Origin of the sequence: Pedobacter psychrodurus, from assembly GCF_032678585.1 — a bacterium.
In the GTDB taxonomy this organism is placed as follows: domain Bacteria; phylum Bacteroidota; class Bacteroidia; order Sphingobacteriales; family Sphingobacteriaceae; genus Pedobacter; species Pedobacter psychrodurus_A.
This window is the reverse complement of the sequence record NZ_JAVTSN010000077.1, coordinates 1-17,530: the sequence shown is the minus strand read 5'-3', so window position 1 is coordinate 17,530 and position 17,530 is coordinate 1. Positions and strand designations below refer to the sequence as shown.

Here is a 17,530-nt window from a genome sequence, read left to right as displayed (position 1 = left end):
CCATCTGTGGCAAAAAGCTAACAACATAAAAGTCGTAGCGCAATACTCGTGCAGTCAGATGTTATCATCTGACTGATAGATAATTTAGTGTCAGTTGGTAACAACAGACACCACAGAATGCTTAACCACAGATAAAAAGGATAAACACAGATACGATATTAACGTCTGTGTCCATCTGTGGCAAAAAGCTAAAACGAATAACACACTACTCCATATTATCTATTAAAATTCGCTTTTAACCAAATTCAAAATATTTCTGATAATAATCAAAAGTGTTTCTGCTGCTACCCCCATAACTTCACTTTCCAAAACAATTATCAAAGATTCAAACCACAACATGATGAAAAAAGCTTTTTGCTTAGTATTGCTAACAGTTACATTTATATTAAATGGTTATGCCAGGGCACTACAACAAACCCCACCCCAAAACTGGCTGAAAAAAGCAACCGATGTAATCGCTTTTCAGTTAAATAAAGCTGCCGTTACCTATAAACCAGGAAAAAACCCACGTTCTATAAACCCTAACGGTACCGTAAGGACAGCGGGTGTAACCGATTGGACAACCGGATTTTTCCCGGGCAGTTTATGGTATGGATATGAACTAACAGGTGATCAAAACCTGGCCACAGAAGCTAAAAAATTTACACTTGCACTCGATACGGTGCGTAACATTACCAATTCGCATGATTTAGGTTTTATGCTTTATTGTTCTTATGGAAATGCTTTTAGGATAACCGGCGATAAAACCTATTTACCTGCATTGGCCGATGGTGCGCAACACTTGTATAACCGTTTTAACCCCAAAGTAGGCGTAATTAAATCATGGGATTTTGCATGGTGGCATTATCCGGTAATTATCGACAATATGATGAACCTCGAATATTTGTATTGGGCAGGTAAAGAATTTAAAAAACCAGATTATATTAACGCAGCCAGCACCCATGCCACTACGACCATGAAAAATCATTTCCGTAAAGATTTCAGCTCCTACCATGTGGTTGATTATGATCCTGCAACAGGTAAAGTACTGGCCAAAAGAACGCACCAGGGGGTTACCGACGAATCGGCCTGGGCGCGTGGCCAGGGCTGGGGATTATATGGCTATACCATGTGTTATGCCAACACTAAAAACCCTGCATTTTTAACACAGGCAGAAAACATCGCCAAATTTATCATGAACCATCCACGCATGCCGAAAGATAAAGTTCCGGTTTGGGATTTCGATGTGCATAATGCGATGGATACCGAAGAAAAGGCACCCAGAGATGCCTCAGCTGCTGCGGTTATTGCTTCCGCTTTATTGGATTTAAGTACCCAGGTAAAAGATGGTAAAAAATATGTTGATTATGCGGAAGATATACTAAAATCGCTTTCTTCTGATGCTTATCTGGCCAATCCAGGAGAAAACCAATACTTTATACTGAAGCACAGCGTTGGTGCTTTTTTATACAATTCGGAAATTGATACGCCCTTAGATTATGCCGACTATTATTACCTGGAGGCTTTAAAACGTTATATAGCCATTAAAAAAATAGATTTAAAATCCGCCAAATAACCTGTTTAAATTAAAGCGGATAAACCACATTATTTAAATGAAGATGAAACCAAAATTAATATTTAGCCTGCTCTTAACCGCATTTACGCTGTGTAATGTAATGGCTCAGGAACAGCCCATCACCAAAGAAAGTTTTGCCGCAATCAACCTGAACTACCCCGGGTTGGAGAAGGCAAAAAAAGCCTATACCGCCTCTAAATACAATGAAGCCGCACAAGCCCTGCTGAATTACTATCGTGAAAAATCAGGCAAAAAAGATCCTGATTTTAGCAATGGGGAGAAAGCGGTCGATATTAAAAGCCCGGTGGATCGGGCCAATAAAATGGCAGCCGATAGTGCGCTCCTGCACCGTTTTCAGCCACAAAAAGGCTATGGCTTTTTTAATTATGGAAAAGATATCAACTGGCAGTATTGGCCCATAAAAGACAACGAAGTGCGCTGGCAGCTACACCGTGTAAAATGGTGGCAATCGATGGCCTTAGCCTATAATAGCACCAAAAAAGAGGAATATGCAAAAGAATGGATGCTTCAATTTGCAGATTGGGCAAAGAAAAATCCATTTGGGCTTTCGGAAGATAACGACAAATATGCCTGGAGGCCTTTGGAGGTATCAGACAGGTTACAGAGCCTGGTACCAACCTTTGCCATATTCGTAAATTCGCCAAAGTTCACACCCGGCTTCCTCCTATATTTTTTGAAGAATTACCACGAACAGGCGAAGTATCTACCTACACATTACGCCGCAGAAGGCAACCACCGCTTGTTTGAAGCCCAGAGAACGCTGTTCGCGGGTGCATCATTTCCCGAATTTACAGATGCGGCAACATGGCGTAAAAGTGGCATTGAAGTGCTGAATACCGAAATCCTAAAACAGGTATATCCGGATGGCGTACAATATGAGTTATCACCGGTATACCATGCGGGTGCGATCGATATCTTTTTAAAGGCCTACCGTACGGCACAAAAAGCAGGCGTTGCAAACGAATTTCCGGCCAGTTATAAACAAACTGTAGAGAACATGGTCATGGCTTTTATCAGCATCACCTTCCCGAACTATAATCAACCCATGTTCGGCGATTCGTGGTTGGCCGATAAAAATTTCAGGATGCAACAGTTTCAATCCTGGTTAGACGCATTTCCAAAAAATGATGCCTTACGCTATTTTGCCACCGATGGAAAAGAAGGAAAAGTACCCGATTTCCTTTCAAAAGGATTAAACACTGCAGGCTTTTATACTTTTAGGAACGGATGGAACAATGCATCAACCATTATGATCCTGAAGGCAAGTCCCCCGGGCGAGTTTCATGCCCAACCAGACAATGGCACCTTTGAACTTTGGGCGAACGGACGAAATTTTACTCCTGATGCCGGATGTTTTGTTTATAGCGGCGATGCCGAGATTACCAAAATGAGAAACTGGTACAGGCAAACACGCGTGCACAGTACACTAACCCTGGATAATCAAAATATGCTGATTACCAAAGCACAACAGAACAAATGGGAAACAGGTAAAAATCTGGACATTCTAACCTACACCAACCCAAGTTATGCGGATTTAAACCACCAGCGCAGTGTATTGTTTATCGATCAAAAATACTTCCTTATCATTGATAAAGCCATCGGGAAAGCCAAAGGCAATCTTGATATCCATTTTCAATTGAAAGAGGATAGTAATCCGGTATTTGATCAGGCTGGCAAAAAAGTTTACACCACTTATGCAGATGGAAACAACCTATTGATTCAGTCGTTAAATTCGGATAAAGTCAGCCTGCACGAGGAAGAAGGAAAAGTATCCTATGCTTACCAAAAAGAACTGAAACGGCCTGCTTTCGCATTTGAAAAGCAAAAAAACAATGATCAGACACAGCAATTTATCAGTGTGCTTTATCCTTATAACGGCCATAAGGCACCTGAGATCAAAATCAATGAAAATACTGGCAACGATTACGAAAAGGGCAACATAGACCTTTCGGTCAGCATTGATGGTAAAATGAGCGTGGTGAAAACGACACTTATGAAGTAATAATAATCCAATCTATTTCCCCGCTGATGAACACAGATGGATACCGTAGATTTAGGAGATTTTTTCTTGCTACTATAGGTCAAAATCTGTTTGATCTGCGTTTTTTGATCAGCGCAATCTGCGGGGAAATAGAAAATGAGTGCGTGAGAGAAGGATTGAATGAGAGAATGATTGAATGATAATATAACTATAAAAAACAGCATGAAATAAGAAAATAATCAACCATCAACTAACCAAAAAACCACATGAAAAAAAAGTCAGTTTACCTGCAAAAGTATATGGCCCTTGCTGTATTATTTTTAGCAAGCTCCTGCAGTAAAGTTCAAAATGGCCTGACCAGCCAGACCGAGACTGCAAAATTTCCCATTGCGAAGATGGCCCTCGGACCACAAGCCAACTTTAATTACGGGGATACGATTTTAAACGTAACCTACGAAAATGACGCACTCAACTCTGGCATTGCGGGTATAAATGCTACAAATGCTACTGCATCTGATGCGGCTTATATTGTATCACCTGGAGCCACAACACTAAACCATGCCATAGCGCATAAAGTGGTATATGGCGATTTGGGTTATAATTCTGACGGAAACTGGAGAAGTGAAAGCGATGCCCAGCAGATTATCCCTGCCCGTTATTTCCCCGGCGATGAACGCCGTTATGAATTTAGCGTGATGTTAAAGGATTGGCCGGTTTGGAACCAGGGCGACCCAACCAATGAAAGCAATCTTTTCCAGTTAAAAGTTTCGGGTGGGGAAAATGTTCCACTGATGATCCGCGCGCAAAGAAATGTGATCAGGATTAGGTACCAGGATGTATCGGTAACAGACATCCTACCCAATATCCAGCCTTATGTTAACCAATGGATCCAGTTTAGAATAGACGTGCTCTGGGCGACCACCGCTACCGGGTATATGAAAACTTATATGAAACTGCCGGGGCAAAGCGATTTTGTTTTGGTAGATTCTTCAAAAACAAACTATGCTACCTTTACCGGCAATGTTAATAACGGAAACTTAGGCTACATTAAATGGGGATTATACGTAGTGCCACCCAACAGCACCCGCACCGTTTATCATGATGATATCCGCATTATTAACCTCAATCAGGCGCCTACCACAACAGGCCTTATCTGGGGCAACAGTATCCCTGATGCTAACCCTGCATACCTGGATGGACCATATACCATAACATCAAACATCACCAATCCTACAGCCTATAACAATACCAACCATGTTTATATTCATCCCAACATCAAATACCAGTCGCCACAAAATATTGTATATGTGAACAGTGCGAGTCCTGCCCCAAACCCTACTGATAATGTTGTGGGCACACCAAGATCTGATTTTTCGCGTTCAACATTATCGGCAGCAGGCCTATCAGGCGGTGCACCTGGTCCGGGCGGGCGATATTTGGTAGGCGGCTGGGTAAATGCAACATCAGCAACAACGCCATCAGCCTTTGATCCGACAGAATATTATGAGCTTAATTTAGAACCCAAAAGCGGTTACTATTTTAACTTTAGCGACATTAAATTCACCGTACTAAGGGGAGCCGCCACGCATCCCAATACCTTTGTGCTCCGCTCCAGCATCGATAATTTCGCAACCAATATTTCGGCTCCGGTAACCATAAGCGGTACTACTACGCCAACATCGATAGCATTCAATGCATCGGCATTGAGCAATATCACTACTGCAGTTACTTTTAGACTTTATGCTTACGGGGCTACTGCTACTAGTGGAACAACAAGTGTTGGTGTTAACGATTTTCAGGTGAGCGGACAGGTTTTACCTACTCCTTAATTAGAGGTTATATATTTCAATTCAGTAAATTATAAAAAACCGGGTAATGGAATTCTCCATTACCCGATGATTGAGAGGTTAATACAAATCGGTTCCGGTTAACTTAATTTGATAAGGCCACTGGCCAATTAAATCGGGCTTTCTGGCCAGTTTAACATGTGCTATTGGCGCAGCGCTCACCACTAGCCACAAATAGGCTGTTTTGGCTGGAACTTTAAAAGTATATGTTCCATCTTTTGAAGAATACATTTTGCCATAAACACGGTCGCCATTTTCTTTAACAGCTAAAAACCCATATCTCCAGCCTGCATTTTCGGGGTTTATCATCTGGTAACCTGCTGTTTCCGTTAGTCCTTTAAAATCAAGCTTAACAGTAGAATTAGCTGGTACTTTAAGCCTTATGCCGTTATAACCATAATTTTGCGGACAGTCTTTTGAACTAATGTTATACCAACCATTTTCTAAAGGATTAAATGTTGTTTTATGTTTATTGGCATATTTACCGGCTACATCACGTACACGTTTTAAATCCCAGGTGATAAACTTTCGTGAAGCATCAAAAACTTCATCATTAAACTTTTTCTGGCTGATATCGGTAATGCGTTTGTAGGCCATCACAGGATCTTCACCTTCGTTTAAATTGTTGAGCAGTTTCCCATAAAAATCTAATCCATGTTTTTCAGCCCAATACTCCAGTAAAAAAGGCGAATGGTATTGATTATCTGGATGAAGAAAAGCCAGATTGGTCTGTTTTAAGAATGCCATTAAATGGAAATTTTCAAAATCTACCCAATGGGGATACACCTGCCAAAGTAAATACTGGCTTCCCATTTCGTTTATTGCTCCACTAAAAGAAGTACCTCTATCGCAACCGGCCATAAACTGAAACGAGTGACCCAGTTCGTGCGCCAGAACACCATAAGGATACTGATGTACGCGAACTGCAGGCGTCCATAAAATGGCTACACTATCTTTCCCCCAGCCATACGCCGTACCTTCATTTCCACCATAGATAAAAACGAGTGTTTTATACCGGTCGGAAACCGAGTGGCCCTTTTTTAGCACCTTTAATTTATCGATATAATAATTGTAAAAACGTTCAGTTTCTGCAAGTGATCTTTTCACATCAAAACGTTTAGCCGTATCTACATTCTGCATCGGATCGTCACCAAGTTCCTTTGACCAAAAAATCACCACATCAGCCGATTCTACCCTGCGTTTATTGCTAAAAACACTGTTATTATCTTCAAAATTATTGTTTTCAGGAACCTTGTTTACGTTTTTAGGGATGAATACTTGTTTAGCCCTTTGCTTTTGTTGGGCTATTACAAGCAACGGGAACGTTAGCAATAGCAATACAATAATTCGCCTGGTTATTGGCTTCAATTTGTTTATCATTTTTGATAAATGATTACTTAAATACATTTTTTGGTACCGTTCCAGTCCATGAATCAGGAAGTTTACTGATTCCAAAAATTTTCGCCAATACAAAACTGGTGTTCTTGTTGCTGTTAAAAGAAGTTATTAAACCACCCTTTTTAATCTGAGGTCCGGTAATGGCCCAGGGCACCTGCATTTCGTTCATAGATATACCTCCATGGCCTTTGTTTATCCCTCCATGATCCGTAATCAATAAAATGTGCATGTCTTTATAAATCCCATCTGCCTTTAATTTTTCTATCAATGCCCCTATTGCTACATCTGCCTGCTCAATGGCGGTAATATATTCTGGTGTCATCCAGCCAAAACCATGACCAGCATGATCGGTATGTACGCTATATAAGAAGGTAAGTGTAGGGTTTTGTTTGTTTTTTACCATAAAATCAAATGCTTTCTGGTAATTGTCTTTATACTGATCTTTTTCTTCAAATGACACCTCATCCAGGTATTTTTTGTTGATGGGATTAATCAGCTCCTTCCAGTTATAATAATAGGCTGTTTTAACTGCAGGGATAGCTTCTTTTAACACTTTGAAGATAGATGGATAGTAGCCGTCCTGATCTGTTTCTAAAGGCTGTAAGGTATGTTTTTCCAGTGTCCAGTCGTTGGCGGTGATGCCATGCTCCTCCGGTCCCGAACCCGTCATGTGGCTAGTCCAGTTGGGCAGCGTAACCGATGGCATTACCGGGCGGGTGCTTAACGAAAGTACCCCATCGGCAAAAAGTTTATCGAGATTAGGGTGTTTCGCGGTTTTATAACCCTCTGCACTAAAACCATCAAGACCTAAAATTAACACATGTGCTTTACGCTGGGCGGTGGCCGATAATGACAGCAGGGATAAAACCATCATTTTTAAAAAAACTTTTCTCATAAAGAATTAAATAAATCTATTGATACAATATTGGAACAATTAAATAATTAATGGATAACTGAGCGTATTCAGCATCAAAATTAAATTATAATTACTAAACAAATGTTTAATTAAATTAAACATTTGTAAAATAATCGTGATGAACATCTTTCAGATGAGTGATCATTTAATGCGCAATATCCAGATTGCCAAAACTAAATTAACCTGCAAACCTCCTCATCAAATTTAAAAGGAACTTGTCTCAAATAGCATAAATTTGTCTTAAGCGACTATAGAGTTTTTCGATCCAGATTGATCAGAAAGTCCCAGCTGACAGATTTTATAGCTAAACAGTATTTATGAAACAAGTTCCATCACCATTTGGTATTAATAATTTGGATTTTGAACAAGCTTTACCTTATCCAGCTCGTATTTTGGAATGGGAAACAAATAATGTTTAGTCGCGTCAAATTTGCGTGTTTCAACCAGCAAGCTGTAGTCGTAGGTAAATGATCCGTTTGCATTTTTGATCACATTAACCCCCATGGCATTTTTGTTATCGGTGATTTCGGCAATTTTCCACCGGCGTACATCAAAGAAACGGTGCCCTTCTAAACAAAGTTCTACTTCTCTTTCATGGCGGATTTTATCGCGTAAATCAGTGCCGGTGGCCGAAACCGCAGGCATATTTACCCCTGTTCTCTGGCGTATTTTATTGAGCCAAATTATAGCCTCACCGTCGTTACCAGCACCATTTAACGCTTCAGCATAATTCAAATAAATCTCTGATAAGCGAAAAATGATAAAAGGCGTTTTACTTTCTCCTTCAATGGCTTCGTTATGTGTTTCGTCATTATATTTTTTCCAGTTATAACAGGTATTGCTTGCGTTTCCGGCATTAACTGGCGCCGTTCTGCTGTCTGCACCTTTATCATAATAGGCAAGTGTTCTGCCTTTAAATTGTGCACCGTTATACAATATATTGGCATAAAACCTTGGATCGCGATCGATGTACGGATTCTGATCGCTGTAACCAGAGCCCGTTTCGGTAATCATTTTTCCATTTTTCATTTCAAACTGATCTACAATATGTTGCGTAGGGATATAAGCCGAGTAACCGTTTGAGCCGCATGGACTAAAAAAGGTATCAGAATAAGCATTGGTTTTAATCGGATCAATGTGGTAACCAATAATAACCTCAGGCAGATCGGGCTGGATGAAAAGATTATGGTAATCACCCTGATATAAAACATATTGATTCATATCAATTACTGCTTTTGCAGCATCTGCAGCAGCTTTCCATTTGGTCTGATCGTTATTGGTATTCCAAAGCGGACTTGCTGCGTATAACAACGTTCTCGATTTTAGTGCAAGGGCGGCTCCCTTTGTTGCACGGCCTAAATCAAGGTTGGCCGAATAACTTAAGGGCAACAAGGGTACAGCCTTGTCCAGCTCGTCTACAACAAACTTGATCACCTCTTCGTAACTGGCTCTCTTTTCAACAAAATTTTGATCAGTAGCATTGTATACTTTGGTAATTAAAGGTACACCACCATACTTTGAAGCCAGATCGAAGTAACAATAAGCCCTTAAAAAAGTAGCCTCGCCTTTTAACCTGTTTTTCTTGCCCTGATCGCCTGGTACCGATTCAATTTTACTAAAAAACACATTCAGCTCCCTGATGTAATTGTAATCAACCGTCCAGCTATCTAATGCTAAAAGATCTGCTGAAAGTGCGCCTGTGGTAATGCGGTTTACGTTTTCGTAGAGAAACTTGGCATACGTTTCATCTGATGCTGCTGCGTAGCCCAAATGGCTTGGCACACCGCTATACATATAAAAGTGTGGCAATACCACATATTTTTCGTTCACGAATTTTTCAACCAGGTTCACATCGCTCCACAAGGTTTCGTCGCTGATTAAATTAAGCGGTTTAGAGTCTAGTAAATCTTTCTTACAGGAAACCAGTCCCATAAAAGATAAAGCAATAATTATATTTTTAAATTTCATAAAATCTTATTTAGAATGACACATTTACACCAGCACCAATAATTCTGGTTTGCGGATAATAGGCACCGTTAACATAATAGCCATTGTTATCAGATGGCACATAATTTAGCTCCGGATCATAGTTTTTAATTTTGCTCAGTACAAACAGGTTGGATCCATTTACAAATACCCTTGCACTGCGCACCTTAATTTTCGACAAAAATTCTTTTGGGAGATCGTAACTTAACTGAAGGGTTTTTAACCTTAAGAAAGCGCCATCATTTAACCAGAAATCAGAATCCAGGTTGTTCACCGTACTGTTCCTGTCAAATGCGGCAGGCAGATTATTGTCAGGCGTTTGCGGTGTCCAGCGACCTTCATATTGCCAAAGCGCTGGCGTGGTTTCTGAATTGTTTCCTTGCGGACGGATGATGTGTTTTACACCACTTACGCCGTAAAACAAGGCTTCTACACCAAAACCTTTATACCTTAGCCCCAGGTTAATACCAAAATTGTTTCTTGGGATCTGGCTGTCAAAAAAACGTTCCCTATCGTTGCTGGTAATTTTGCCGTCATTGTTTACATCAATATATTTAATGTCGCCAGGTTTTGTTCCAGTTAAAGGTGTTACTTTTCCACCGTTGGCATTGGTATAGCTATTTATCTCATCCTGGTTGTTGTAAATACCATCGGTTTTATAAATTAAAAAAGAACGGATTGGATAACCGGTTTGGCGCTGATAATCAATCGTTAGAGGCGACTCATCCATAAACACAATTTCGTTGTTGGTATGGGTAAAATTACCGCCAACCGTATAACTGAAATCGGTACCGATTTTGCCATTGTAGTTCAACTCTAGTTCGAAACCATTGCTATTGGCAATCCCGATATTTTCGGGTGGGAGTTTACCGCCTAAACCAGTATAACTTGGAATGGATGCATTTCTCTGGGTTAAAATATCGTAACGGTGTCTCCAGAAATAATCACCATTAAAGGTTAGTGCATTGTTAAAAAAGCCGAGTTCCAGACCGAGGTCCATACTTTTAACTTTCTCCCAGGTAAAGTTTGGATTTGGCGAAACATTGGTGGCTAAGCCCAGGGCTGGTACATCAGGATTACCAAAATAGTAGGCATTCTGATTAATTTTATAAGTACTTAAATATAGATATGGGCTAATGGCATCGTCACCCAAAATGCCCCACGAGCCTCTTAATTTTGCAAAACTTACAAAAGGTAAAGCTTTACTGAAGAAATTTTCCTTGCTCATTACCCATCCGGCCGAAATACCCGGAAAGAAACCAAATTTATTCCCCGGGCCAAAATTGAATGATCCATTGTAACGGCCGCTAAACTCGAACAAATATTTTTCTTTGTAACTGTAATTTACCCTCCCAAAAACACTTCTTCTGCCATTTTGATCTCCTGAACCTCCATTCGATAAAAAGGTTGGGTCAGGGTTGGCCAATCCTAAAAATGGCAGTTGATCGCTTAACAGGCTTCTTGATCCCGTGGTGGTCTGCGCCGTTAAATAATCCGTTTCTTCATAGCCAAAAATGGAACTCACATTATGATCGTTGGCAAATACTCTATCATAACCAAGTTTAATGTTATAGGTATTTCTTCTGGTGCGCCCCCAGGTTTCATTTAATCCGATTAAATTTCCGTTGGTCGATTCTTTTTTGTTGATGTATTCGCCGGTAGTTTTATTGTAATCATAATTATCATACGGGCGGGAAAGGCGTTTATATTGCCAGAAAGTATTGTCTAAACCTGCATAGGCATTTAAATAAAGGCCTTGGGTTACCCATGGCATTTTCAAGTCGATTGTACCCGTTGCCTGTGCATAATACGATAACTGACGGTCGTAACCAGGCTGATCGGTAACCCTCAATAATGGATTACTGCCAGTGGTTGTTCCGGTACCATATAAACCATTGGGATATTTAACGGCAACCGTTGGGTACTGGGCCAAAATCCCCATAAATACCCCACCGTTTAAGTTTGCATTGTCAAGAGGTGCATATTTATCTTCATTACGGCCTGATAAATCGAGCGAAACCTTTAAATCCTTTGTAATATTGGCATCAATATTAGCCCTTAAGTTTTTTTGGTTATAGTTAAACGGCGATTCGTTATACAAATACTTTTGATACAGGTATTGCCCCGAGATATAATACTTTACATTATCGGTACCTCCAGAAACATTTAAGTCGTGCTGTGTCATCGGAGCCGTTTTAGCGATTACCGCATCATACCAGTTGGTATTAGGGTGCCCCATTGGATCAGTTCCGTTTTCGAACAGTTTAATATCCTCATCCGTGTATCTTGGCGCACCGTTTCTGCGTGCCAAAAGTTCGTTATAATACCTGGCAAACTGGCCTGCATCAACCAGTTTGGTTACGCGGGTTGGCGATTGAAGGGAAACACTTCCATTGTAAGAAACCGTTGGTTTGCCGGTTTTACCACGTTTAGTGGTAATCAACATCACCCCATTGGCTGCACGAACCCCATAAATAGCGGCTGATGCATCCTTTAATATCGAAACCGATTCGATATCTTCTGGGTTGATCCGGCTGAAACTTCTGTCAGGAACACCATCAACCACAATTAATGGTCCGGCGTTTGGATTTGAAAAACTGGTTGCCCCTCTGATCGATAGCGCAGAACCATCGTTGCCTGGCTCACCGGAGCGGTTGGTTGCAATTAAACCTGGCGTTCTGCCCGTAAGGTTGTTGGAAAGATTTCCATTAGGACTTTGTTTGATCACATCGCCTTTAACCTGTACCACAGCACCAGTTAAGGTAGCCTTTTTCTGCGTACCATAACCAACCACCACTACATCGTTTAAGTTATTGTTCTCCTCTAATAGCGTAATTGATAGGCTTTGCTTGCCATTTATGGCGATTTCCTGCGATGCAAAACCAATATAACGAATACTTAAAATTTCATTTCCTTTTAAGCCACTTAAACTAAAGTTACCATTTGCATCAGTGGTAGTGCCTTTCTGGGTACCCTTAACTAAAACACTCACGCCAGGTAAACCAGCTTTTTTGGCATCGGTAATCTTCCCCTTAACCACAGTGTCGGCTTTAATTAAATTGCGCTTAAAATCCAGCCTTTCAGGATGCGCATGCGCAGACGAAGAAGCAGTTAAGCAGAACAGTATACAGAGTACTGTAAAACTCAAAAATTCGGGAACTAGAAAATTCCCGGTCTTTTTTTTGGTCAAATTCATAGAATGGTTTTGTATTGTTTGTTATTTATTGATTTTGAGCAGTTTTACGGTTCAATCCATATGAATAGCCGGTGAACTTATGCAAATACGCATCCATCAAAGATTTATGGATTTTGCGTTTAAACATGATAATTACCTAATTCCCTTTTGATTATTCCGTAATTGGTTAGTGCGGTAAAGTTAAATCAGACAACTAAAAATGGTTCATAATACACCAACCAAACTCCACACAAAACCACGTACCCCTAAAGCACTAATTATCAAAAAATTAAAAAGGAATTTCAATCTGTTATGGACGGTATGAAATCGGGATTTGTGCAGGTTTATTCAGAAAATAAGCGAAATGAACTGACTAAGCTGGCTTAAGCAGAAGTCAACTCTTCTGTAAACAATTTTCCCCTCGAAATAATCACGGATGATCGGTATTATGGGCTATGAACTATTTTTAAAGCGATATTTATATTAAAAAATTGATGATTTTATATTAACAAGCTGTACACAGACTAAAATCCCGAACAATATCAACCTGTATATTAAAGCTTTACCTGTACAAAAATTTGCTGTTCTTTTGTATTAGCGCTTATCCTTTTTTCTATTTTTATTAAAATAATTTTACAGTTGACATAAAAAGAAACTATGTTTTATGATAACATGAATCACATATATTTACGTTAAACGTGATTTTTATATTTCAACTGTTTAAAACCAATAAAACCAGGCACTACTTGATTAAAATAATGTACAAAAAACACTTCCCCCTCTTTTTTCTAATGATGGCAACCGGATTAACCAGCTTTGCACAGAAAACCATAGAAATTGCAACTAAAAACAATGCATTGATACTCGAAACCGATAAGGATAATACCTTACTATCAACATACATCGGCAAAAAGCTGGAAAACATAGGGGAATACCCCAGTGTACAGGCCCTCGATAAATACAAACCAGGTTCTGATGATCTTTTGAACAAACGCGAAGCTTATATCGCTTCTGGCGCTCTGAATTTAATGGAACCCGCACTAAGCGTTACCCATGCCGATGGCAATAAATCTACTGTACTCAGCTTTTCTGAAGTAAAAACAGAACAAATTGACCCAAACCGGAAACTCACCAGCATTTTACTAAAAGACCTGAAATATAATTTCCAGGTGACCCTAAAATACCTGGCCTATTTTAATGAAGATGTAATAGAGCAATGGGCAGAAATTGTACATAAAGAAAAAGGAACTGTGGTGCTGAATAAATATGCTTCAGCGAACCTCACTTTAAGTGGCCGGAAATTCTTCCTTAAAAACCAATATAGTGGCGCCACACGCGAAATGCGTTCAGAAGAACAACAGTTATTGCACGGGATAAAAACCATCGATTCGAAACTGGGTACCCGGACAAACCTATTACATTCTTCTTCATTTATGGTTTCGGTTGATCAGCCTGCCACCGAAGATCTGGGTGAAGTAATTGCAGGTTCATTGGCCTGGACGGGAAATTTCAAACTTGATTTTGAAACCTTTGATGAATATTATCTGAGGATTACAGCAGGCATTAACAATTTCTCCTCGAACTATACTTTAAAAGCAGGCGAAAATTTTGTAACCCCACGTTTTATATATACTTACTCTTCAACAGGTAAAGGTTTGGCCAGCAGAAACCTGCAAAACTGGGCAAGAAATTATCAGCTATTGGATGGAAAAGGGGAAAGATCGACCATTTTAAACAACTGGGAAACCACCTATTTCGATTTTAATGACGAAAAATTAAATGAACTGACCAAAGACACCAAAAAGTTAGGTGTTGATGTATTTTTATTGGATGATGGCTGGTTTGGGAATAAATATCCGCGTAACGGTTCTACTTCTGGCCTTGGCGATTGGCAGTATAACAGGGAAAAACTTAAAAACGGCATCAGTACCTTAGGTAAGGAAGCCACTGCAAACGGTGTGAAATTTGGCATCTGGATAGAGCCGGAGATGGTAAACCCCAAGAGTGAATTGTATGAAAAACATCCCGATTGGATTATCAGACAACCAGAAAGAAAAGAATATTACATGCGTAACCAGCTGGTGCTCGATTTAACCAACCCAAAAGTTCAGGATTTTATATATAAAACCGTGGATGATATTTTCAAAGAAGTACCTGAGCTTGCTTTTATTAAGTGGGACTGCAATTCGCTGATCTACAACGCCAACTCCCCTACTTTAAAAAACCAGGACCATTTTTACATCGAATACATCAGGGGTTTAAATAATGTGCTGGAAAGGATTAGAAAAAAATATCCAAAAACCCCCATGATGCTTTGTGCAGGCGGTGGCTCGAGGGTAGATTATGCCGCACTGAAGTACTTTACGGAGTTTTGGCCAAGCGACAACACCAACCCATACGACCGCATTTTTATACAATGGGAATATTCGTACTATTTCCCCTCAGTTGCTGTAGACAACCACATTACCGACATGGGTAAACAGCCCATTAAATTTAAGACTGACGTGGCCATGATGGGCAAACTGGGTTATGATGTACGCGTAAACGAACTGAGCAAAAACGACCTGCTTTTTAGCCAGAATGCGATTAAAACCTATAACAGTTTTAAAGATATTGTTTGGCATGGCCAACAGTACCGTTTGCAGGATCCTTACGAAAACAAAATCGCTTCAATTGCTTATGTGAACGATGCCAAAGACCAGGCCATTGTATTTAACTACTATGTAGCCACTCTTTTTACCAATGGGGTAATATTGCCAATCAGATTGAAGGGTTTAGATCCTGCCAAAAAATATAAAATTGAAGAGATTAACCTATATCCAGGCACGAAATCACCGATAGATAACAGCAAAGTTTATTCTGGCGACTTTTTAATGAAAGTAGGTTTTAATCCGGAAGCCAACAGTTACAGAACCAGTGTGGTTTTAAAAGTACAGGCCATGTAAATCAATAAAACTAAACCTCATGATAGTAAGGGTGGCATTTTCGCCGCCCTTTTTTTTTACACATACCTTAATACATTTCTATGAAAAAATACATTTTGAGCATTGCAAGCCTCATCATCATTAGCGTAATTGCTTTATCGTTCAAAAAGAAAAAGGATCCAGCCACCGAACGTCCGAACATTCTTTTTGCCATTATGGATGATGTTACCTATCAGCATATTGGCGCTTATGGCTGCAAGTGGGTAAAAACGCCCAATTTCGACCGCATTGCAAAAGATGGTCTTTTGTTTAAAAATGCCTATACCCCAAATGCCAAATGTTCTCCATCACGCTCTTGTATCATCACCGGACGAAATTCATGGCAACTGGAAGAAGCCGGCAACCATTGGTCGTATTTCCCCGCTAAGTTTATTTCTTTTGCCGAGGTTTTGGCACAAAACGGATATGAAGTAGGTTATACGGGGAAAGGTGTGGCTCCTGTTGTGGCAAAAAATGAAGATGGTTCGCCACGCGAAACACTGGTAAAAGTATTTAACCAGATCAAAACAACACCTCCTACCGCGCAGATCAGCAATGTAGATTATGCGGCAAATTTTGATGCCTTTTTAGGTACTACGGGTAATAAACCCTTCTTTTTTTGGTACGGTGGCCTGGAGCCACACCGCGAATATGAGTTTAATTCGGGGGTTAGCAAAGGCGGAAAAAAACTAACGGATATTCCAAATGCCGACATTTATCCTTTTTGGCCAAAAACGGATTCGGTGCGAAATGATCTTTTGGATTATGCTTTTGAAATTGAATATTTCGACAAACACCTGGGCAGAATGCTTAAAATGCTTGAAGATAAAGGCCAGTTGCACAATACCCTCATCGTGGTTACTTCAGATAACGGAATGCCTTTTCCACGGGTAAAGGGACAGGCTTACGAATATGCTAACCACCTGCCGCTTGCCATGATGTGGGCCGATGGTATCGCCCACAAGGGCCGCAAAATTGAAGATTTTATCAGTTTTATCGATTTTGCACCTACCTTTTTGGATCTGGCCAGAGTGCCTGCTGATCATAACAGGATGAAACCCATTACCGGCAACAGTTTTGCATCCATTTTTAGCTCGGATAAAGAAAAGGTATCTGAAAAACGCAATTTCGTATTGCTGGGTAAAGAACGGCATGATGTAGGCCGCCCCAAAGATGCAGGTTACCCTATCCGCGCCATTGTTCAGGAGAATTACCTCTTTATCAAAAATTTTGAACCTGACAGATGGCCTGCCGGAAACCCCGAAACTGGGTATCTTAATGTAGACGGTGGTCCTACAAAAACGGCTTGCCTGAACACGGTATATGCAACCAACAACGATTTTAATTATTGGTTATGGTCCTTCGGCAAACGGAGTGCTGAAGAATTATACGACATTAAAAAAGATCCTGCCTGTTTAAATAACCTGGCATCAGATCCATCACAGCAAAAAAAATCGGCACAGATGAGAAGTAAATTATTAAGCTTGCTAAAAGATCAGGGCGATCCGCGCGTTTTTGGCAAAGGAAGTCAATTCGACCAATATCCTTATGCCGATAAAAGAGGGGTAAATTTCTACGACCGTTACATGGCTAAAGATCCAACTTTAAGCTGGGGATGGGTAAATGATACTGACTTTCAAGATATCTCGAAAATAGAAAGGGCAAAAAAAGCAAGGAATAAATAATAA

The 17,530-nt window shown here is 40.2% G+C and carries 9 protein-coding genes; 5 read left to right on the top strand and 4 right to left on the bottom strand.

Going from position 1 to position 17,530, the window contains the following annotated elements; genetic code table 11:
• Positions 1 to 340: 340 nt before the first annotated feature.
• The 3 genes from R2S57_RS29145 (at position 341) to R2S57_RS29135 (ending at position 5,386) form a co-directional block, all read left to right on the top strand.
• A complete protein-coding gene (locus R2S57_RS29145) occupies positions 341 to 1,555 on the top strand; it encodes a glycoside hydrolase family 88 protein (protein ID WP_410479119.1) in 1,215 nt (404 codons plus the stop codon).
• A gap of 43 nt (positions 1,556 to 1,598) precedes the next feature.
• Positions 1,599 to 3,578, top strand: coding sequence for a heparin-sulfate lyase HepC (gene hepC / locus R2S57_RS29140; protein ID WP_316848430.1), 1,980 nt, complete (start codon positions 1,599 to 1,601; stop codon positions 3,576 to 3,578).
• A 245-nt stretch (positions 3,579 to 3,823) separates the two neighbouring features.
• Positions 3,824 to 5,386 carry a heparin lyase I family protein gene (locus tag R2S57_RS29135; RefSeq protein ID WP_316848429.1) on the top strand — a complete coding sequence of 521 codons (1,563 nt, stop codon included), beginning with the start codon at positions 3,824 to 3,826 and terminating at the stop codon, positions 5,384 to 5,386.
• Positions 5,387 to 5,464: 78 nt separating this feature from the next.
• Here R2S57_RS29135 and R2S57_RS29130 read toward each other — a convergent pair whose 3' ends face one another.
• From R2S57_RS29130 to R2S57_RS29115, 4 genes are all read right to left on the bottom strand, one after another.
• Positions 5,465 to 6,772 carry a DUF6055 domain-containing protein gene (locus R2S57_RS29130; protein WP_316848428.1) on the bottom strand — a complete coding sequence of 436 codons (1,308 nt, stop codon included), beginning with the start codon at positions 6,770 to 6,772 and terminating at the stop codon, positions 5,465 to 5,467.
• A 25-nt stretch (positions 6,773 to 6,797) separates the two neighbouring features.
• Positions 6,798 to 7,697: an ectonucleotide pyrophosphatase/phosphodiesterase gene (locus R2S57_RS29125; protein WP_316848427.1), complete on the bottom strand. Its 900-nt coding sequence runs from the start codon at positions 7,695 to 7,697 to the stop codon at positions 6,798 to 6,800.
• Positions 7,698 to 8,063: 366 nt separating this feature from the next.
• Positions 8,064 to 9,686: a RagB/SusD family nutrient uptake outer membrane protein gene (locus tag R2S57_RS29120; RefSeq protein ID WP_316848426.1), complete on the bottom strand. Its 1,623-nt coding sequence runs from the start codon at positions 9,684 to 9,686 to the stop codon at positions 8,064 to 8,066.
• Positions 9,687 to 9,696: 10 nt separating this feature from the next.
• Complete coding sequence (locus R2S57_RS29115) at positions 9,697 to 12,900, bottom strand: TonB-dependent receptor (protein ID WP_316848425.1); 3,204 nt, start codon at positions 12,898 to 12,900, stop codon at positions 9,697 to 9,699.
• 737 nt (positions 12,901 to 13,637) lie between these two features.
• Here R2S57_RS29115 and R2S57_RS29110 point away from each other — a divergent pair.
• Positions 13,638 to 15,824 (top strand): alpha-galactosidase, encoded by a 2,187-nt coding sequence (locus R2S57_RS29110; protein ID WP_316848424.1) that lies wholly within the window; start codon positions 13,638 to 13,640, stop codon positions 15,822 to 15,824.
• 80 nt (positions 15,825 to 15,904) lie between these two features.
• Positions 15,905 to 17,527 carry a sulfatase gene (locus tag R2S57_RS29105; protein WP_316848423.1) on the top strand — a complete coding sequence of 541 codons (1,623 nt, stop codon included), beginning with the start codon at positions 15,905 to 15,907 and terminating at the stop codon, positions 17,525 to 17,527.
• The last annotated feature ends 3 nt before the right edge of the window (positions 17,528 to 17,530 follow it).

Excerpts from the sequence above, each read along its gene's own strand:
- R2S57_RS29110 (WP_316848424.1), top strand. The coding sequence starts at position 13,638 with ATGTACAAAAAACACTTCCCCCTCTTTTTTCTAATGATGGCAACCGGA.
- hepC (WP_316848430.1), top strand. The coding sequence starts at position 1,599 with ATGAAACCAAAATTAATATTTAGCCTGCTCTTAACCGCATTTACGCTG.
- R2S57_RS29105 (WP_316848423.1), top strand. The coding sequence starts at position 15,905 with ATGAAAAAATACATTTTGAGCATTGCAAGCCTCATCATCATTAGCGTA.
- R2S57_RS29145 (WP_410479119.1), top strand. The coding sequence starts at position 341 with ATGAAAAAAGCTTTTTGCTTAGTATTGCTAACAGTTACATTTATATTA.
- R2S57_RS29120 (WP_316848426.1), bottom strand. The coding sequence starts at position 9,686 with ATGAAATTTAAAAATATAATTATTGCTTTATCTTTTATGGGACTGGTT.
- R2S57_RS29135 (WP_316848429.1), top strand. The coding sequence starts at position 3,824 with ATGAAAAAAAAGTCAGTTTACCTGCAAAAGTATATGGCCCTTGCTGTA.
- R2S57_RS29115 (WP_316848425.1), bottom strand. The coding sequence starts at position 12,900 with ATGAATTTGACCAAAAAAAAGACCGGGAATTTTCTAGTTCCCGAATTT.
- R2S57_RS29125 (WP_316848427.1), bottom strand. The coding sequence starts at position 7,697 with ATGAGAAAAGTTTTTTTAAAAATGATGGTTTTATCCCTGCTGTCATTA.